This window comes from Bradyrhizobium sp. USDA 336 (assembly GCF_044908355.1).
GTDB classification, from domain to species: Bacteria; Pseudomonadota; Alphaproteobacteria; order Rhizobiales; family Xanthobacteraceae; genus Bradyrhizobium; species Bradyrhizobium yuanmingense.
This window is the reverse complement of record NZ_JBIYDC010000002.1, coordinates 4,931,863-4,950,871: the sequence shown is the minus strand read 5'-3', so window position 1 is coordinate 4,950,871 and position 19,009 is coordinate 4,931,863. Positions and strand designations below refer to the sequence as shown.

Annotated in this window: 19 protein-coding genes; 6 read left to right on the top strand and 13 right to left on the bottom strand. The window is 62.4% G+C overall.

Annotated elements, in window-relative coordinates:
- Window positions 1-3 precede the first annotated feature (3 nt).
- Window positions 4-462, top strand: a complete 459-nt coding sequence (locus tag ABIA45_RS24235; RefSeq protein ID WP_271539419.1) for a hypothetical protein — start codon at window positions 4-6, stop codon at window positions 460-462.
- A gap of 80 nt (window positions 463-542) precedes the next feature.
- On the opposite strand, the gene ABIA45_RS24230 is transcribed toward ABIA45_RS24235, so the two are convergent.
- From ABIA45_RS24230 to ABIA45_RS24210, 5 genes are all read right to left on the bottom strand, one after another.
- The gene (locus tag ABIA45_RS24230) at window positions 543-971 is read right to left on the bottom strand and encodes a hypothetical protein (protein WP_271539417.1); all 429 of its coding nucleotides are present in this window, start codon (window positions 969-971) and stop codon (window positions 543-545) included.
- A gap of 20 nt (window positions 972-991) precedes the next feature.
- On the bottom strand, window positions 992-1,345 hold the full coding sequence (locus ABIA45_RS24225; RefSeq protein WP_271539415.1) for a hypothetical protein: 354 nt from the start codon (window positions 1,343-1,345) through the stop codon (window positions 992-994).
- A gap of 58 nt (window positions 1,346-1,403) precedes the next feature.
- Window positions 1,404-1,904: a hypothetical protein gene (locus ABIA45_RS24220; protein ID WP_057027814.1), complete on the bottom strand. Its 501-nt coding sequence runs from the start codon at window positions 1,902-1,904 to the stop codon at window positions 1,404-1,406.
- A 206-nt stretch (window positions 1,905-2,110) separates the two neighbouring features.
- Window positions 2,111-2,503, bottom strand: a complete 393-nt coding sequence (locus ABIA45_RS24215) for a hypothetical protein (protein WP_271539412.1) — start codon at window positions 2,501-2,503, stop codon at window positions 2,111-2,113.
- Window positions 2,504-2,575: 72 nt separating this feature from the next.
- On the bottom strand, window positions 2,576-2,920 hold the full coding sequence (locus ABIA45_RS24210) for a DUF1236 domain-containing protein (RefSeq protein ID WP_036026829.1): 345 nt from the start codon (window positions 2,918-2,920) through the stop codon (window positions 2,576-2,578).
- A 491-nt stretch (window positions 2,921-3,411) separates the two neighbouring features.
- On the opposite strand from ABIA45_RS24210, the gene ABIA45_RS24205 reads away from it, so the two are divergent.
- Complete coding sequence (locus ABIA45_RS24205) at window positions 3,412-4,731, top strand: aminotransferase class V-fold PLP-dependent enzyme (protein WP_404653946.1); 1,320 nt, start codon at window positions 3,412-3,414, stop codon at window positions 4,729-4,731.
- Window positions 4,732-4,930: 199 nt separating this feature from the next.
- Here ABIA45_RS24205 and ABIA45_RS24200 read toward each other — a convergent pair whose 3' ends face one another.
- From ABIA45_RS24200 to ABIA45_RS24185, 4 genes are all read right to left on the bottom strand, one after another.
- The gene (locus ABIA45_RS24200; RefSeq protein WP_271539408.1) at window positions 4,931-5,953 is read right to left on the bottom strand and encodes an LLM class flavin-dependent oxidoreductase; all 1,023 of its coding nucleotides are present in this window, start codon (window positions 5,951-5,953) and stop codon (window positions 4,931-4,933) included.
- A gap of 54 nt (window positions 5,954-6,007) precedes the next feature.
- Complete coding sequence (locus ABIA45_RS24195) at window positions 6,008-6,472, bottom strand: hypothetical protein (RefSeq protein ID WP_271539406.1); 465 nt, start codon at window positions 6,470-6,472, stop codon at window positions 6,008-6,010.
- A 239-nt stretch (window positions 6,473-6,711) separates the two neighbouring features.
- Window positions 6,712-7,575, bottom strand: a complete 864-nt coding sequence (locus ABIA45_RS24190) for a L,D-transpeptidase (RefSeq protein WP_404653944.1) — start codon at window positions 7,573-7,575, stop codon at window positions 6,712-6,714.
- Window positions 7,576-7,694: 119 nt separating this feature from the next.
- A complete protein-coding gene (locus ABIA45_RS24185) occupies window positions 7,695-9,803 on the bottom strand; it encodes a LuxR C-terminal-related transcriptional regulator (protein WP_404653942.1) in 2,109 nt (702 codons plus the stop codon).
- A gap of 454 nt (window positions 9,804-10,257) precedes the next feature.
- On the opposite strand from ABIA45_RS24185, the gene ABIA45_RS24180 reads away from it, so the two are divergent.
- Window positions 10,258-10,551 (top strand): antibiotic biosynthesis monooxygenase, encoded by a 294-nt coding sequence (locus ABIA45_RS24180; RefSeq protein WP_225150875.1) that lies wholly within the window; start codon window positions 10,258-10,260, stop codon window positions 10,549-10,551.
- Window positions 10,552-10,722: 171 nt separating this feature from the next.
- On the opposite strand, the gene ABIA45_RS24175 is transcribed toward ABIA45_RS24180, so the two are convergent.
- Window positions 10,723-11,598 (bottom strand): AraC family transcriptional regulator, encoded by an 876-nt coding sequence (locus ABIA45_RS24175; RefSeq protein ID WP_157283330.1) that lies wholly within the window; start codon window positions 11,596-11,598, stop codon window positions 10,723-10,725.
- A 263-nt stretch (window positions 11,599-11,861) separates the two neighbouring features.
- Between ABIA45_RS24175 and ABIA45_RS24170 the strand changes: the two genes are divergently transcribed.
- Window positions 11,862-12,911 (top strand): aldo/keto reductase, encoded by a 1,050-nt coding sequence (locus ABIA45_RS24170; RefSeq protein ID WP_404653939.1) that lies wholly within the window; start codon window positions 11,862-11,864, stop codon window positions 12,909-12,911.
- Between the two features lie 73 nt (window positions 12,912-12,984).
- Window positions 12,985-13,686, top strand: a complete 702-nt coding sequence (locus ABIA45_RS24165; RefSeq protein ID WP_404653938.1) for a formylglycine-generating enzyme family protein — start codon at window positions 12,985-12,987, stop codon at window positions 13,684-13,686.
- 99 nt (window positions 13,687-13,785) lie between these two features.
- On the opposite strand, the gene ABIA45_RS24160 is transcribed toward ABIA45_RS24165, so the two are convergent.
- The 3 genes from ABIA45_RS24160 to ABIA45_RS24150 form a co-directional block, all read right to left on the bottom strand.
- The gene (locus ABIA45_RS24160; RefSeq protein WP_404653936.1) at window positions 13,786-14,901 is read right to left on the bottom strand and encodes a transglycosylase; all 1,116 of its coding nucleotides are present in this window, start codon (window positions 14,899-14,901) and stop codon (window positions 13,786-13,788) included.
- A 284-nt stretch (window positions 14,902-15,185) separates the two neighbouring features.
- Window positions 15,186-16,184: a glycosyltransferase gene (locus ABIA45_RS24155; protein WP_404544251.1), complete on the bottom strand. Its 999-nt coding sequence runs from the start codon at window positions 16,182-16,184 to the stop codon at window positions 15,186-15,188.
- Between the two features lie 185 nt (window positions 16,185-16,369).
- A complete protein-coding gene (locus ABIA45_RS24150; protein WP_271539388.1) occupies window positions 16,370-17,365 on the bottom strand; it encodes a methyltransferase in 996 nt (331 codons plus the stop codon).
- Window positions 17,366-18,436: 1,071 nt separating this feature from the next.
- Here ABIA45_RS24150 and ABIA45_RS24145 point away from each other — a divergent pair.
- On the top strand, window positions 18,437-18,727 hold the full coding sequence (locus ABIA45_RS24145) for a hypothetical protein (RefSeq protein ID WP_404653934.1): 291 nt from the start codon (window positions 18,437-18,439) through the stop codon (window positions 18,725-18,727).
- Window positions 18,728-19,009: the final 282 nt, after the last annotated feature.

The window sequence follows — 19,009 nt, the reverse complement described above, 5'->3', positions numbered from 1 at the left end:
GACATGAAGGCACTGCTTGCCGCAATCATGGCGCTCTGTGCGACATGCTCGGTTGCCTCGGCAAACGGCTGGAGGATCTACCGCATCCCGGAATCCGGAACGTCGGTCGACATTCCCGCCTCGATTTTCACCGAGCCGGCCGGCAAGCCCGACGGATATGGGCAGCGGTTTCGCAGCTCCGACGGCAGTGCGGATCTCACCGTTCAGGCCGCCGAGAACCGGCAGGGCCTGTCGCCGGCCGAATTCCTTGCCAGCAAGAATCCGCCGACGGGGATCATCTACAGGCGGATCACCTCGAGCTTCTTCGTGGTCTCGAGCATCAAGCGCGACAAGATCTGGTACAACAGGTGTAATTTCGCGCGGGGCTATGTGCACTGCGTGTTGATCAACTATCCCGCCGCCCAGAAGCGGCGATGGGACGCCGTCGTGACCCGGATCAGCCGCAGCCTGCATGGTGGCTGAGCCAGCTCCCAAGACGGAAAAGCCGCAAACGAAAGCTGCCCGAGCAAGCCGGGCAGCAGGTGGTTGAGAGCCGCGCGATTCTAGCGCGCCGTCGTCGTCGTCCTCGACATGGTCGGCTTCGAGCCCGGCACATGCGACATCGTCTTGGTGGTCGAGCCGACTTGCTCGCCGGCCTTGACCTTGGTGCGGGTGTGCGAGCGGCTGAACGTGCCGCCATCATGGGCTTGCGCGCGAGCGTTGGAGTTCATCACCGGACCGTTGCCCTTGTTCATGCTGACGCCGGTCTTGGTCTTGCCGTCGACGGCAGCCGCGCTTCCGCCGGCCGCGATCGAGGAGCCGGTGCGGCCCGTCGCCGAGGTGGACGTGCCGCCGGTGCCGACGGTGGAGGCGGAGGTGCCGCCTGCTGCGGCCGAGCCGCCGCTGCCGCCGGTGATGCTGGTCTGCGCCAACACGGGTGAAGCGGCGGCAAGCAGAAGCGCGACCGCCGAGGTCGTAACGAGCGTTCTCATGGTTCAATCCTTTCTATGCATCAAGGCGACGAGGTCGAGATCGTGCAGCCGTTGACGGTGATGGTGCTGGCGCTGGTGGAGCCGGGCCCGCCCGCCGTCGACGAGGAGCTCGAGACGTGGCCGCCGCCCGCTTGCACATTGACCGACGATCCGCCCGCCGAGCTCGAGCTCGACAGCGAGCCGCTCGATGCGGTCGAGCCCGTCGTGCCCGAACCCGATGCGCCCGCGGCCGTGATGCTGCCGTCCGCATGCTTCACCACCGTCACCTTGCACGTCTCGCCCGACGCCGTCTTACCGGTCTTTTCGATGGTTTCTGCCGATGCGGCGCTGCCCATCAAGGCCAGCACCGTGATCGCAACGATTGACTTGTTCATTGCGTCTCCTCCTCAACATGGACAAGGGGAGCGGCACCGTGCCGCTCCCCGGATTGGACTAGTTCTTGTCCTTCTTCCACTCGTCCTTGTTGTGGCCCTTGCCCTTTTCGAGGCCCATGTCGCTGGCGTGGCTACCGGACTTGCCGTCGCCCATGCCGGGCGATTTCGACGAACCGGACTGGCCAACGGTCGAGCCGCCCGCAGCCGAGCCGCCGGTGCCGACGCTGGACGAGCTCTTGCCATCGCCCGCCGATGAACCACCGGTGCCGAGCGTCGAGGCCGAGCCGCTGCCCGAGCCACTGCCCGCCGCCGATCCGCCGGTGCCGACGGTCGAAGAGCTGGTGCCGCCGCCCGCCGACGAGCCGCCGGTGCCGAGCGTCGAAGCAGAGCCTGACCCGCTGCCGCCAGCCGAAGAGCCACCGGTGCCCACCGTCGAAGAGCTGGTGCCGCCGCCGGCCGATGAACCGCCGGTGCCGACCGTCGAGCTCGATTGCGCAACGGCGAGCGCCGTGCCGGCCAGCAGCGCGGCCGCAGCCGCAGAGAGCTTCAGGATCCTCATGTGCATTTCCTCCAGGTTTCCAAAAATCAAATCGCCAATCAGGCACGGGATAAACTGGCAATCGCGCAAACGTTCCTTCGTGTCGGACGCGTTGATGTGTTGATGCGGTCGGAACCAGTCCGCGATGCGAAAGCGCGTCGCCGTTCATTCATTCGGCGTTCATCTGTGCTTCGGCCATGGAGTCGCGTTCGCTACGTTGCCGACTCTCAGAAGGCTCCGGCCGTCACCTGACGTGTGGAGAGGCGAGAGGAGGCCGCGCGGCCATTCCGATTCGAATGCAGGCCGGCTGCGCGCGCCGTGTCGCGCCGAGATGCCGCGACGTCCGGCTTTCGCGTTTCAAGCATCGTCAATGCGCCGCTCGTACCGCGATCAGGCGCGTCGGCGGCGAGCAGGGGCGTGGAGACGGTGGCGGCGATCCGAGTGGATGTGTCGAAGATGATTTTTTCAGGCAGCGCCCGTGCGGAGTGGATGCGAATGGTGGCCCGAGCGGCCTCCGGGCCGGCAGCACGCTCCGCGGGCTGCGGCAGAGAGTGATCCAGCAACAAGAGCAGCGCCTCCGCGAAAATGCTTGCAAATGCGAGGTATCGAACGATCGGCATCAGGCGCTACCGCAAACGAGCTGTCGAAAGAATGCACGGGCGGGTCGCCGCGACGACCCGCCGTGCGGCGGTTTAGTCGATCTCCTGGACGACCATGCGGCTGCCGGGATCGACCAACATCACGCGGTTGCCGGAATAGACGTAGCGGTACTTGGTGAGCGAGGGACCCCAGTCACTCGGGACGGCCGCGAGCTCGACGTCGCTCGGCACGGGCGAACCGACGACGATCTTTTCGCGCGTTTCGACCGGGCGGATCTTGCGCTCGGTGACGTAGGACCGGATCTTGGTGCGGTATTCCGGTTCGATCTGCACGGCGGCGCCGTGCCCGGCCCCGGTCGTCGTGGTGACGGTGGTTTGTGCCATCGCGCCCGTCGACACGAGCAGAGCGGCGGCCGAAATCAACATGAGCTTCTTCATTGCGTTCTCCCTCGCCGCTGCATGCGGCGCTGCAATGAACTCGCCATCAGCTGCGCCGTTCCGGAGAAACCCGGAACGTTTGCCGTTTTTTCCCGTTCTCTCCCCGGGAGGACTCAACTGGAGGAGAGGAAAATGCCTGTGTTGATTCTTTGGGCGGTGCCCGCGCTCATCGTCCTGGGCGGCGGCATCTATCTCATCGGCTACCTGCACTGAATGTGAAGGTTCCGGTTTCCGGACGAAGCAAGAAACCGGACCCCACATCCGCTCGCGCGCGTCGAGGCCGCTGCTCCGGCCGCGCCGTCGCCGTCGGCTTCCGATCATCGCATTGTCACGCTCCGGTCATCTCCGCTGCATCGTCCGTTGCTCTTGTCCCGCGCGCCAGAGCCTGCTTTGTCCGGTGACGTCGGAACGGAGCTCTGGATCGTCGTTTGGCACTTTCGCGATGCGATTCCGACGCCGCTTCGCTCGAAAACGCTCTGGGGAGAGCTGACATGCAACGGATCAGGACGATTTCAGCGGACCGCCGCGCGATGCTTAAGGGCCTCGCGATAGCGGCCGTGGCGCCGCTTGCGGGGCCGGCCTTTGCCGCCGAGGGACTTCCGCCGCAGCCGACCGGCTCAGTGGCCGCCATCGCCACGGACAAGTCCTATTGGGCGGCCGTGAAGGGGCTCTATGCCGTGACGCCCGACATCGTCAATTTCGAGAACGGCTATTGGGGCATCATGGCCGAGCCCGTGCGGCGCGAGTTCATCCGCCAGTCCGACATGGTCAATTATCAGAACACCTATTACGCGCGGCTGCGTGCGGGTGCGGATTTCGAGGCGGTGCGCACCAAGGTGGCGGAGGCGGTCGGCGCGCTTCCTGCTGAGATCGCGCTCACCCGCGGCGCCACCGAAGCGCTCCAGCTCCTCATCAGCGGCTACAACAGGCTGAAGCCGGGCGACAGCGTGCTCTATGCCGATCTCGACTATGATTCGATGCAATATGCGATGAACGCGCTGAAGGCGCGCCGCGGCGTCGACGTGGTCAAGTTCGACGTGCCAGAGCCCGCCACCCGTCAGGCTGTGCTCGACGCCTATGCCCGCGCCATCGAGGCGAACCCGAAGACGAGGCTTCTGCTCCTGACCCATGTGAGCCACCGCACCGGCTTCGTCATGCCGGTCGCCGAGATCGCCCGCATGGCCAAGGCCAAGGGCATCGACACCATCGTCGATGCCGCCCATTCCTGGGGGCAGCTCGACTTCCGGGTGAGCGAGCTCGAGGCTGATTTCGTCGGCTTCAATCTGCACAAATGGATCGGCGCGCCGCTCGGCGTCGGCTTCCTCTACATCAGGAAGGATCGCCTTTCGGCCATCGACCGCAACATGTGCGACGAAGATTTTCCGGAAAGCGACATCCGCTCGCGGGTGCATACCGGCACGGTCAATTTCGCCACGATGCTGACGGTGCCGACGGCGCTGGCGCTGCATCAGCAGATCGGCGGCGCGGCCAAGCAAGCGCGTCTGCGCCATCTGCGCGACTATTGGGTGAGCCGCGTCCGCGGCTTCAAGGACATCGAGATCCTGACGCCGGATGAAGCCGGCTCATATGGCGCGATCACGTCCTTCCGCCTTGCCGGCAAGACCGGCAAGGCCGACAACGAGGCCATCGTTGCGAAGCTTCGGGACAGCTACCGGATCATGACGGTGCGCCGCGCCGGCGTCGCCAAAGGCCAGTGCATCCGTGTGACGCCGGCGCTCTTCACCGACGAGGCCGATCTCGACCGCCTCGTCGAGGCGCTGGCCGTCATCACGGGGACGAAGACGGGGTGAGGCTGGGTAGGGTCCGGGCTATCGCATGTGAGGTTGCTTGAGGCACGATAGTCCCCACATCGTCATGGCCGGGCTTGTCCCGGCCATCCACGCCTCGCCGCGCGGCACCGAGAAACGTGGATGCCCGGGACAAGCCCGGGCATGACGACCGTTTGGGAGGGTCCAAATGTGATTCCTCTGGGACATATTGCCGTTCGTGTCACCGCCACCCCAGTGCCGGCGCGACATGCATCAGGATCGCTTCGATGGCATGCGCGCAATAGTCCACCCCGAGCTGGTTCGGGATCGTCAGCAGCAGCGTATCGGCTTCGGTGATCGCCTCGTCCTGGCGCAGCTGCTCGATCAGCACGTCGGGCTCGGCCGCATAACTCCGGCCGAAGATCGCGCGGGTGCGCGGGTCGATGAAGCCGATCTGGTCTTCGCTGCCGCGCTCGCCGCCGAAATAGGCGCGGTCGCGCTCGTCCATCAGCGCGAAGATGCTGCGGCTGACGGAGACGCGGGGCTCGCGGCTGTGGCCGGCTTCCTTCCACGCCGTGCGATAGGCGCGGATCTGCGCCGCCTGCTGCAGGTGAAAGGCCTCGCCGGTCTCGTCGTTCTTCAGCGTCGAGCTCTGCAGGTTCATGCCGAGCTTCGCCGCCCACACCGCGGTGGCGTTCGAGCCGGCGCCCCACCAGATCCGCTCGCGCAGGCCCGGCGCATGCGGCTCCAGGCGTAAGAGCCCCGGCGGGTTGGGAAACATCGGCTGCGGATTGGGCTCGGCGAATCCTTCGCCGCGCAGCAGGTCGAGGAAGACCTCCGCATGGCGCCGCCCCATGTCGGCATCGCTCTGGCCCTCGGCCGGCCGATAGCCGAAATAGCGCCAACCGTCGATCACCTGCTCAGGCGAGCCGCGGCTGATGCCGAGCTGCAGCCGTCCGCCGGCGATGAGATCGGCGCTGCCGGCGTCCTCCACCATGTAGAGCGGGTTCTCGTAGCGCATGTCGATCACGGCCGTGCCGATCTCGATTCGGCTGGTCCTGGCGCCGACGGCCGCGAGCAGCGGAAACGGCGAGGCCAGCTGTCGCGCGAAGTGGTGGACGCGGAAATAGGCGCCGTCGGCCCCTAACTGTTCGGCCGCGACCGCCAGCTCGATCGATTGCAGCAGCGTATCCGCCGCCGAGCGCGTCCGCGATTGCGGCGAGGGCGTCCAGTGCCCGAAGGAGAGGAATCCGATCTTTTTCATGCGGGCAACATATGGCCGATCGGAAGAGTTTGCGAGACGTTCCTGGAGGCGACCTCAGATTTCGCAGCCGGTCAGGTTCAAGGCCTTGAGCAGCCCGCCGAACGCCTTGAGCCGACAGTGCTCGGTCTTGCTGGCGGTCTTTGTGCGCTGAACAGTGGCGGCTCGTTTGACGCCAAATGCCTTTGGCTTCGGCTTGGGAGGTTCAGCGGTCGCGATCCGTTTCGGTTTGCTTCGCGGACGGACGACCGGCGCCGGCGCGAATGAACGGACATGCACGTCCTGCGGAGCAACCGGGTTATCCACCGAAGCGGTCTGTGTCGGCATCGCGCGGCTCTCAGCGGCAACCTCGAGGCGATCGGCCTTCGCCAGCGCATCGTGCGAAGCGGGGATGCTTGCGTTCTGCTCGGCAGGCGGCTGGACCGTGGCGGCGATGCGACGCGGTGGAGAGCTAAGCTCCATGGCCGATAGCATTCCCACACTCAACAGGATGAGGAGGCCCAACAACGCCATTCTCAGCATAACGCGCCTCTGACCCAGGTTAGCGCCGCTAAAAATTCTGCGCGTCAATGAGGCAACTTTGCCGGCGGCCACCGCCCAACGGCAATCATTTGTCGACAGGGTTAATTCGATGCCGCATTTTGCCAACGCAGACCGGCTTTGGTCGCGCAAGATGGTCTGTTCGGCCGTGGCTACCGACGTGTAGTGACGACTTGAATTGCCTCTTTGTCCTCGGGGCAGAGCCAGGAGGAAGGACCGAACTACTGCACCTCGGCGATCTTCGGTCCGGCTGACGGCAGCTGTGCGCTGGTCGCCGACGGCCGGCTCGACGGCGAGGCCGGGTCCGGCGATCGGGATGCGGCGTCGGGCGGCGCACCCTGAGACGGTCGACGGGCCGCATTTGTCGGAAGCACGATCACCTTCGCGCCGACCTTCACCCGCTCGTAGAGATCGACGACGTCCTCATTGGTCAGGCGGATACAGCCCGACGACACCCGCTTGCCGATCGTCTCGGGCTTGTTGGTGCCGTGAATACGATATTCGGTCTCGCCGAGATACATTGCGCGGGCGCCGAGCGGATTGCCGGGGCCGCCTGCCATGAACCGCGGCAGATAGGGCTGACGCGAGACCATCTCCGCAGGCGGGCGCCAGTCTGGCCATTCTGCCTTGCGCGCCACGGTCTGCTCGCCGGACCACGCAAAACCTTCGCGGCCCACGCCGATGCCGTAGCGCATCGCCTGCGTGTCGTTCAGGACGAGATAAAGGAACGTGTTGTTGGTATCGATGATCACGGTGCCCGGCGTCTGGCGGCTGGCATAGTCGACCACCTGCCTTACCAAGGCTCCGGGAGCATCAGTGTCGGCCTTGGGCGGCTCGATCAGCGGCGCCGGAGCCGGGATCGCGGCCGGCGCGGGCGCTGCTGCATGAATCGGCGGCGCCACGTAGACCGGACTTGACGATGCCTTGACCTGGGGCGCGGACGGCTTCCGCGCCGGCTGCACGTTTCCCGCGGGGGCCAGCAGGCCGTACCCCAATGCTGCCACGGCCACGGCGCCGATTCCAACTCTTGCGGCCATCGGCAATGCGATCGCCTCGACCTTCCGGCGTTTGGCCCGCTTGCTCATGTCTTCTCCCAGGTCGCCACGCCTAGGAGAGGTACCCCGCAAGATTTAAGAAAGCTCGAAGCGATTGCGCTGGGACTGGAACCGCTAGCGATGGTTAACGCCGTACGGAGACGCGTGCGCTACACGAAAAGATCCTGCGTCGGATGGTGGTCAACGCCTCTTGCGTGGTCCACTGCGCTTTGCTCCGCGTGCGAATGGCTAATTGGGTCCGAAGTTAGGATCGACGCCAGTTCAGCATGTCCGGCGTGGTGAAGACCACGTCCAGCCGTATCGGCGCCGGAGCCAAGTTCGAGATGATCTGAATGTCTTGGCGCTGGCAGGTCATTCTTGAAGTGAAAAGCATCTTCGGCCTTGGGCGCGGCAGCCGCTTTTTCCGGACCTGCATCATGCTGAGCCTGATCGTTGCCGCCGGCCTTCCGGGGCGCCTCGGCAGGCGAATTCTTGGAGTCACCTGGATGTGCCTGATGCAGGTCACGCTGCGCCTGGCCGGAACTGGCATGGCTTGCCGGGCCATCATTATCGGCGTGGTGCTTGGCAGCTGCGGAACCGTCCTCCGAAGTGCGATGCAATTGTCCTGAATTGGTGTCCTGTCCAGTCGAATCCAGCTTGGCCTGATGCTTGCCGGCCGCTGCGCCCTTCTCTGAAGCGTGCAGGTCGCCCTGCGATTGCTCATGACTTGGATCGTGGCCGGGTGGGTCGTGCTCGGCGTGCTTGTTGCCGGCTGCCGCACCCTTCTCCGAAGCGTGCGATTTCTCTTGGTTCGATGCGTGGTCCGGCGGCCCGTGCGCGGCATTCGGCTTGCCGGCTGCTGCGCCGTCTTCCGAAGCGTGCAAATCGCGCTGCGCTTGTCCATGATCGCGTGCGTCGATCGCCGCTGCCTGTGTCGTGCCGCGTTCGGCATTCCTCGCGCCCGTTGCGGCCGCCTGTTCCAAGCCGCCATGATCGCTCAGAGCGTCGATGGCGCCGGATCCGATATGAGGGTTGCCGTTGTCGCCGAAGCCGTCCTCGCCCGCGGCCGCGTCGATGATCTGAGGTTCGTCGCCTCTGGCGAAGGCTTCGGCCCGGGCAGCGGCGAAGGCGAATGAATCATGGTGTAGTTCGGGATCGGGCCAGGGCAGCTTGTCGAAGCCGTCGAGGTTCGCATCCGGCCTTGCGGGGTTGAGGGCGGCGAACGCGCTGGTGTCTGCGGCAGCCGACGCAAAGACATCGCTCAGGCCGTCGGAAACCGTGAACGCCTGCGCGTGATTGCTGAAAAGTTCGTAAAGCGAGACTCCGACTGCCGTCATCATGAACGTGCCGGCGCTGCTCAAGCCCGCTCTTGAAGGGGTGAGGGGCGGCGCCGTGATCGTGCTGCCAGCAATATCGGCTCGGGATTCGATGAGCTTGGCGGCCCGCGTCGGCATGTCTGCCGGGGAGTTCTCGATACGGAAGGCTTTGGCCGTTTTGGCCGGAAGGGTCGTTTTTGCGGAGGTGATCTTGATGCTCACGATCGCGCCGGCGCCGTCTGCGGTCATGACCGTGAAATTGTCGGCATCCGCATGATCGAAGGCCGCCGCGTTCGCGGATTGAACGTCATCCAGCGCCGCCCAAATCAGAGCTGCAAGCGCGCCGACGCCGCCGTAGAGGCGGGACAGGGCGAAGCTTGCGAGCTCCGTCCGGCCCTTGATGTCGAGCCGCGCGGACATGCGATCGATCCGCGCCTGAATGGCGCCTGGGGCGACCTTGAGCTCGCGCGCAATCTCCTTGTTCGACATGCCGCTGGCGACCAGACGCATGATCCTGCGCTCCTGGTCCGTCAGCGCTGCCAGGCCATTTTCGCCAGACGCGCCATTGCCTGCCTTGCCGGCCGCCGGATGCGCGTTCGGCGCCACCAGCCTCAGGGACTGCAGCAGGTTTTCAGGCTCCTCGCGCATCGGTATAGCCGTGCAGGCACCCGCTGCGACGGCCGCAGCGAGATCGCCGCGTGCGATCGATGCGGTGTAGAAGACCAGCCGTGTGCGAAGGCTTTCGGCGTTGACGGCGGCCAGCATGGCTGAGGCCGTCAGATCGGGAAATCCATCCTCGACAAGCGCGACGTCCGGCACCAACGTCCGGACGGCTTCGAGGCAATCGGCTCCATTGATGCAGGACGCAACGATCTCGAAGTCACGTTCGGTCGCAAATAGCGTCTCAAAACCCTGCAAGACGATCGGACGGCGATCTGCGATCACGAGTCGGATACGACGCATCTGGTTTGGCTCGCCCGGCGTTCCCGTCTTGATTGGCCCAGCAAGGCGACCCGGCTTCAGCTGCGTCACCTTCTAGAGCAGCGCGGCAACGCGCGACACCCTCGTTGGTTCCACGAGGTGTGAAGCCCAGGGATGTCAGTACGGAGCAGCGGATGGGTTCGGCCCATCTTGATTCTTCCGATGCGCCCTGCTCCTGTTTTTCCCGACGGTGCAACGCTTTCGTAAGATGAGCAGAGTGCGCTGCGGTCATTCGAAAGATCGTGCTTGCTGGAGCAGCCAGCCCGCCGCGGAGATCTATTCCGTCTCGCCGCGCTCTAAGTCGCTGATTCTGTTGCCCCGCCTACCGTGCGTGGGTTGTTTTCGACTTTTTGTTGCGGGGGTGCAAAGATATCGGTCCGAACCCGATCTGGTACGGCGCTCGCATTTTCATCCAATCATGTTCCGGAGGCGCGTCATGCAGGTTTACAACGTCGTCAAGTTCAAGGTGAAGCCGGGCCAGGAGGGCGCCTTCCTCGATGCGCACCGAGACGGCAAGGCCAAATGGCCGGGGCTGGAGCACGGCGTCATCATCAGGACCGGCGATCAGACCTTCTGCCTCATCGGCACGTGGTCCAGCCAGGATGCGCTGGTCGCGGCCCGCTCGGCGATGATCAAGACCCTCGACAGTTTCAGGTCCGTGCTCGAGGACCAGGGCAACGGACGCGGCGTGACGGACGCGGTGTCGGGCGAGGTCGTGCTCGCGCTGTAGCGCGGGCCGCGCCGCCACTTCATCACCCGCAGGGGCCCCTCGTCGTGAACCGCTGCGTCTTGACGCCGGGGCCACGGGCTCGTCGGAAAATGAAGCAGGGTTGGGGCGTGTCGTCGGCTATTTGCCGACTGCCGTTGTACGCCATTGGCCGTCAGGCGTTACTTTCCGCCGTCAAAGATGGAATGAGCGTCGATATTGGGATGGACTCTGGCCGGTCATTGACCGGAAGACGCGGGCAAAATGCGCGGGACTGAGAAAACCGACGCGTAGCGCCATCTGCGCGACCGAAAGCTTGCTGCTCGCCAGCAGTTGTTTTGCCATCGCGACTCGCCTCGCATGGACGAATGCCAGCGGCGTCTGCCCGGTCGCTGCCCTGAATGCGCGATGGAAATGGCCTTCCGAGAGCTGCGCAAGATCAGCGAGATCGGCAATCCGAATTGTCGCGCTTAGATGCGCGTCGATGAATTCGGTGACACGCCGTAACCGCCACGCCGGCAGCTTAATCGATGTATCCTTCACTCTTGCACCACCGTATCGGCGTGCAAGGTATACAACGAGAGCAAGGCTCATCGTGTCGCAATAGATCGCGTCGAGACCTCCCTCCAGCGCGTCAACTCGTTCGAACTCCGCGAGCATGTTCCAGACGAAGCTGTCTTCCGCGCCCGACAGGGGGCCCAGTCCTTCGATCGATGCGCCGGCGATTGCTGAAATCCTGGCGGGGTCGAGGGCGATCGCTGCCCATCGCCAACCCACATTGTGAAGCCGAAGCCGTCGTTCGCAGCCAGCCGGAAGAAATGAAACGGTCGACGGCAGATCGGGCCCGTCATAGCGATGCCCGCCATCGGCCGAAATTACATGTCGCTCGGCGCCGCCGGACAGGGTCGCCATGATGAGGTGATTTGGCGACAGGATGCGTCCTTCGACGATGGAGGTCATCGGCCGGTACGCCGTTTCGAATGCACCGTTCGCCCATTGGGTGCGCCGCCAGCCATCCGGCCGGGAGCTCAACCGATCGATTGTCGACGCATTCTCAATGACACGGTGCATCGCGACTTCCTGCGCAGCGACGTCGCCTGAATACACATTCAAGCTTGGAACCGCAATTCCTTGCAGACCGGAAAGGGAGCATCGTCGCGTCAGGATCCGAGTGATTTGGTCAGAATCCCGCGCGACAAAGCGAGCGGTCGATCCTTTCTATTGGCAGGCGACAAGTGCCGCAGGCGAAATCACGGAGATTTGCAATGGATAAGACACCACAGGATAGGCCGACGGCGACCGATCGCCGCCAGTTTCTCGGCGCCGCCACCGCGATGGGCGCCATCGCGGCGACAGCTGTTCACGCAACTGCAGTCGGCGTTTCGAGCGCCAGTGCGCAAGCGCCAGCCGGCACTGCATCGCGTGCGGCTGCGGCGGGGCCGGTACTCACCCGAACGATCGGCCGCACCAACGAAAGTCTGCCCGCGCTCGGACTGGGAACGTTTCTGACTTTTGACCTGCTGCCGGGCAGCAATCGCGACGCGCTGCGAGAGGTCACCAGGAAATATATAGATGCCGGCGTCCGGGTGATCGATACATCGCCGCTCTACGGTACCGGCGAGGTCAGCGTCGGTGGCTTTCTCAGCGCCATGGGCGTGACGGACCAGATGTTCATCAGCAACAAGATCTGGTCGACCGGCGACTACCTGGCCGACGAAAGCCACGCCTTGGCCAGCATGGAGCAATCGAGGCTTCGGCTGTGGCGCGACAAGATCGACGTGCTCCACTGCCACAGCCTGGTCAATGTCGACGCGATCGTGCCACTGCTGCGCGTATGGAAGAGAGAGGGCAGGATTCGTTATGTCGGCGCCTCGGTCCACGAGAATGACTATCACAACATTCTCGCAGGATTGATCGACAAGGATCTGGTGGACATCATCCAGGTCAACTATTCGATCTTCAATCGTCACGCCGAGGAGCGCGTCCTTCGCGCGGCGAGCGACAAGGGCGTCGGCGTGCTCACAAACATGCCGCTGGAAAAAGGCCGCTTGCACAAGATCGTCGAGGGCCGGCCGCTGCCCGATTTTGCCCGCGATATCGGTGCGGAGAACTGGTCGCAGTTCTTCATCAAATGGGCCATGGGCCATCCGGCGGTGACGACCGTTCTTGCCGCGACGTCGAACCCGGATCACGCGGCCGAGAACGTCGGCGCACTGCGCGGTCCTCAGCCGGATCAATCCATGCGGCAGCGGATGGCACGGCATATGGAAAGCATTCCCGGCTTCGCCAATCTCGCGTCGATGCAATGGTATCCTGACAAGCAGAGCATGTACCAGGGCGTCATTCGCCGTTCGCAGGCGGCATTGCGTCAGCGCATGAGTTGATCGGTGAATGGCAGGCGCGCTGGGTCGGCGCCTGCCACGTCTCACCTCGAGGCAATACAGGAGAAGTTCTTACATGAAATGGCGCTCGATTGCTTTGCGATGTGGCTTGATGGCCGTTACCGGCGTTGCATTCGCCGAGCCTGCCCAACGCGAGAATCTGGGCAAGTTTGCCATCGACCGGACCGAGGTCACGATCGGCCAGTTTCGCAATTTCGCTGCTGACAAAGCTCTGAAGACCGCGGCCGAACAGGAAGGAGGCGGACACGAATTCGCGGGCAGCTGGGTCCGTCGCCGCGGCTGGACATGGGCGACGCCGTTCGGAGAACCGGGCCGCGACGATGAGCCGGCGGTGCATGTGTCGTGGAACGAAGCTCGTGACTACTGCTTAGCCGCGGGCGGACGCTTGCCGACCCTGGAAGAATGGGAAAGAGCCGCGTATACCGAAACGCGTGCGAATCCTACCGACGATTTCGTAAGTGGACGCACCTATCCTTATCCTGTCGGCGATAGACCTGACGGCATGAACACATCCGATAGAGATCGCTGGCCGCGGCATGCAGCCGTTGGTACCACCAAGCGGGGTGTCAACGGTCTGTACGACATGGGTGGCAATGTCTGGGAATGGCTCGCGGATCGGCGGGGCGATGAGGCACTGACGGCCGGCGGGTCGTGGTGGTACGGTGCGGACAAGACAAAAGCGTCAGCCGTACAGTGGAAATCGGCCGACTTTCACGCGGTCTATATCGGGTTTCGTTGCGTTTACACGGCTCAATAACCCGTTCAGGTGAGGCCCAACACATCCTGGGTAAAGGCCGACGGCCGGCGAGTTGCGCTAAAGACAAAGCAAGCGTGTGCGGCGCCGCCGACGATGGAATTATTGGTTTGCCGCCGCCGCAGCAGTCGCCACATACTTCGTGTAGAATTCGGCGACCCGGCCGCGCCACATGCCGACGAACGCTTCTGACGTCACGTTGTCGACCGATTTCCAGGTGCGCTTGAAGGCCGGAAGTGCATTGCCCCAAATCGCGCGTTTGCACCACCTCTCGCCCTTCTCCTTGCCTTCGCTGGTGGCGCACATTGATTTCCACGCAAGGCGAGCGGGCCGGCTGATGTGCTCGGCGGCGCCTTCCCAGCCCTGCTGATGGATCAGGTAGAGATCGCTCATGTCCGGCTTGCGGTGGGTGATCCACTCGAACAGGACGCCTTCGGTAATGATCTTGTAGGCGGCCGCGACGGCGTTATCCCGCGGACTGCGAATCTGCCCGAAGCCGAACTTTCCGAACTCATAATAGCTCAGCTGAAACAGCCCGATATAGGACCCGGTGCGTTGATTGGGGTTGAAGCCGGATTCGATCTTGGCAACCGCCATCATGAAATTGAAATCGAGACCAAACGCGTCGGCAGCGCGCTTGATCTCTTCGGTCGGCGTTCCCAGCGGAATATCCCTAAACGCACGCAAGACGATCTCCGCCGGTTTCTCGGCGGGCGGCAGTTCGGACCAGACGTAGTAGGCCAGATGACGGAAATCCTGCGTCGACGCCGCTTTCGGAGCTCCGTTGGACGCATCGCGTTCCGGCGGCAGCGATTGGACGACATCCTGTCCCAACGACGCCAATTTCGGCGCGACGGGTTCATCGACGATCTCGGCTTCCGTGCGCCGCGGCGCCGAACCTGCCGACGTCACCGAGCCCGGCTCCGCTCTTTCTGCCCGAAGCGCCGCCGCGAGTTTGGCGGATGCCTCTGCGTAGGTGGCAGGCGTCACCACGTTCGCAGGAGCCGCTGTGCTCGCTGCAGCCGGTATGCTCGCAGCCGCTTCCGACAGGACGTCCGGCAACGTCGCGGCCGGTCTGTTCCCGGCGGCCAGAAAGAGTCCCGCGGATGCGAGAACAGCCACGATGCAGCTGGTCTGCCAGGCCTTCATTGGCCGAAGTCCAATGACGGCTTCTGTAGGAAGGCTGTTCGCATGTTCCTGCGACCTGTGGGTGAGCACTCTTCGTACAATCTTAAGGTTTAAATGTGGTGAACGAGAGCAGGCATTCTGCTTCGCAACCCGATATGTCCCTCTTGGGCCACAAGCGGCTCCTGGCGGAGGACGCTCGTGGGTCGGCCATGGGCGCATATGCTGCCAATGGGATCCGATCTCAGCGGCATCCGCTCTACACCCCGCAACCGACGCGCCGACAGCCACCGGAACCTTCGGCTACGGGCCAGAAGCGAAAATGATACGCCAGTGGTTTTAGCGGGCAGCCTATGCGTCGCGGCGAGTTCGGCTACTCAGCGCCGCTCGTTCCGGAAGATGGATCTGAACAACTCAACTGAAGGCCGCACCAGCTGCCATCCTCGCAATCCAAGAATCTTCTTGCAGGCAAGAAACCACCAACGACGTGAATGTTGAACGCTTGGGTCAATACTCAACGCAAGTTCGGCAAGGCGTGCTGAGGTGTCTATCGCTCCTTCGTTGAAGGCAATGCTTGCGCGGACGATCGCGTCAAGTGCCAATTGGCGGGTCAACCAGTTCCTGAGATCGTTTGTCAGCATCGCGGCGCCGCCATTCAGGAAATGTTCGATAGCCGCCTTGCGTTGGAGCAGGTTTAGCTCCGGTGAAGGTTCACTCGACATGTTGACTGAGTGGTATCGATACACGGCCTGGTCCGCACCAATGAATCCGACGTCGCCATGTGCGGCGAGCCGCATCCACATTTCCATGTCGGAGGCGTAGGGCAAGTCTGCTAGATACCCGCCCAGTTTTTTCTGCAGGCTCGTGCGAACCACGACGGTCGGTGACACCACAATACATTGTGCACGACTAAGAGTGATGAACTCGAGTCCGGACAAGATGCGCGTTCGGAGATCCACTTCCGTTCCATAATAGCTTCTGTAGAATGGATGATCCCCGCGCTGGTCTAGAACAACCGCGCCTCCGAAGGTGAAAGCGACAGAAGGGTGATTGTCCATCAGATCGACCGATCTCGACAGGGCACCGGGCAGCAGGTAGTCGTCCGCAGACAGCAGAAGCATATAGTCGGCGCTCGCCCAGGCAATGCCTTCGTTGGCGGTCGCGATGAGACCTTGATTCGAGATGTGCCTGCGGTAATCGACGCGGGGATCGGAGCACCGTAACTCTTGCGCAACTTCCGCGGTATTGTCAGGTGACGCATCATCGATGATGAGCACGCGCAATTCGGGACCGGATTGCGTCAAAACGCTCTCGACGCACTCTCGCAGGAAGTGCCCATACCTGAAGCAGGGAACAACGACGTCTACGGAGCTCATTTTTTGTCGGATACCACCGACGATCGAGCCTCGATCCATCTGTTCAAGAAAATACTATTGAAAGGGTTCCGGTCCGGCTGGCACCGGCCAGCTCATCCGCTCCAACGCCGCCGATGGCAAATCCCCTCCTTTCGACGATCTAAAGGTTCGTTGCGCATGTATGACCCGATGCTTTCTCGAAGACTTCAGGCTCGGCTTGCCTCAAGAACTGAGATCGCCCGGGCGGTCGAAATGACCCGCTCAAGCCGCAGACCTGCGGCGGCAAGCAAAGCGGCAAATTCGCTCTCGGTTCGCTCGACGCCCCCCGTAACGACAAGCATGTTCGCATCGATTAGCTTGATCGTATTTCGTTCGTTTCCTGGGGGAATAATAGTCTCCGCAATTAAAACTCGTCCGTGGGGTTTCATTACCTCTCGGCAATTGCGCAGGATGCGTACCGCTTGCTCGTCATTCCAATCGTGAATGACCTTTTTCATGATATAGACGTCCGCACCGGCTGGAACGGCGTTGAAGAAATTGCCGGCCACGAACGAGGTCTGTGGCGGGAAACTTGCCGCATTAGCCCGCGCTGCCTCAACCCCGGCCGGTAGGTCAAACAATATGCCGGAAAGGTGAGGGTGTCTCTTTAGGATCTCCGAAAGCAGCTGTCCATGGCCGCCGCCGACATCGACAATCTGAGAAAACGCACCAAAATCACACGCCTCTGCTACAGCTTCATTGGCGCCTTGGCTAAGCGCGATCATCGCCTGCTGGAATAGCGAGGCCGCGTCCGGATGGTCCGCCAGCCAATCGAACCTGGGCTTCCCAAATACGGTTTCGAACGTCGGCAAACCCGTTTGCACTGAATGAGTGAGCTGGGCGAAGGCGAGATACGGCTCCCTGTTCATCATTCGGATCAGGTCGCGGGGACTTGAGGGTGCGTCGGAAAGCAAGGCTGCGCCCAATTCGGTGAGTTGGAAACGGCGGGCCGAGGTTTCGCTAAAGACCCCCTCGGCGGCGAGAAGCCGCATAATCCTATAGAGCGCATCGCAGTGACAATGCGTTTCCTCCGCCAGATCGTCGACGCTCCGCTCTCCGGCGACCAAGCGATCCGCAACGTTGAGATCTGTCGCAACGCGCAAGGCTTGGGAGACCATGAAGCCAAGGCCCAGGTGAATGAGTTGTTGAGAAGGACTATACATAACTTTCCTTTCAAACAGTCGCCGCCTCACGGCGCCCGTGGTCTCAATATCACGACCTCAAGTGCCGGTAAGGGATGATAATTTAGCCGAGGGTGCAGTGTTTGTCGTTCGATGTAGACATCCCGCTCAGGTCGATGTCCGGTTCGGGTCAAAATCGGCCCTGCTTCGCTCGAATTGAACGCAAGTACGTCTTCAATCGGTCAGAAGCGGAAATCGCACCTCAATAGTATCTGCAAGCGAGATCATAGCGCCGGACGGTGGGTGTTGGGTTCATCACAGCAACCCGAGTAAGATCACCGACCTTTCCCACGAAGTGCCCGCAGGGCCGAACGATGATCTCGACCACTGGCGGCACCCTGTTCGTCTCCCCATCCTCAATTTGCACCTGGACAACATCATTCGAGCATTCCCTCGACACGCTGGCGACGCGCCCCGAAAAGATCGTGGCCCCCGACCTTGGCTTATCGCATGTTGTAAGTCGGTATACTGCGCGGCAAGAAATTGGAACGCATTCCTTATCTTGGGCAAAAGCAGCGGTCGGTTGAAAAACAGCGATCAGAGCAAGGAAGTGTGTGAACGACACAAGTCTAGGCATTCCGGCTCTCGGCTGGTTTGCGGGATGGTGCTGTGCTCCGAACGTAAGCCGTGGAGGTCCAAAAGGGCAATCGACCGCTAAGGGCCATAAGGCGAAGTAGATCGGCTGCGTCATCCCTCCAATTTGAGCATTCTCAATAAGGACAACTACAAAATTGCATGAGAAAGCTCGGCAATGTCCTGGATCATTGCCATTGCCTCTTTCGGCTTTTACTGGTGGCTCACTAGGCGGGCGACTGAAAGTCGCTACAGAACTTGCGTCGACCGGGCTCTTGCGCTCGCCCCTTTATTGGTTTGTCGAACGCGCTGGTGCTCGTTCTGTTGGCACTTGTGATGTACATAGCTCACATCCACCATCAATCACCGGTGCCGCTCTTCGTGTGGTTCACTGTCGTTGTAGTCATCGTGGCCTTGCTTGTCCTGCGGCGCGCTCTGAAGTGGCGTTATCCTATCTAAATTGCGCGCGGAGACTCTCTCATGGGCACGTTCTTTACCGACGAGCAGATGCAGGAAGCGATTGTGGCATTGGAGGACCACACTGCCGGTATCTGGGAGAGAATGAAGAAGATGGCCCTCACCCCGGACCATCCTAACGATGAGGGACAAGCATTGGAGCAGGGCGCTATTGTGCGCGTGCTTACCATCGTTCTGCCGAAGGTGCCGTTCGTCGCGCAGGCTCAATATCCATCGGAGGCAAGGGCACGCTTGAGTATAGATTTGGGGAACTCTGTGCGCAGTGAAATTGCATCGATGAAGGACGGCTCCTAGATCAAGTACGACGTCCGCCGAACCTAGGCGACGTTATGTTACCATGGTGAGCATGTTTCGCATCAAAATTCCACCCACCGTTCTGCTCTTCCTTATCGTCGGGGGCGCGTCCTGCATTTTCGTGTTTTACGGCCTCTATCTACTGATCGCGCTGATTGCTTTGAACCTGGTCTGCCTCCTGTTGGCCCCGATCGCGAGGCGGCGCGGATGGGGCGCTGAAGGGCGGCTCACGAGACATCTCAGTCGTCCCCGGATAGAAGACGAAAGCCGCAGAGTCATTAG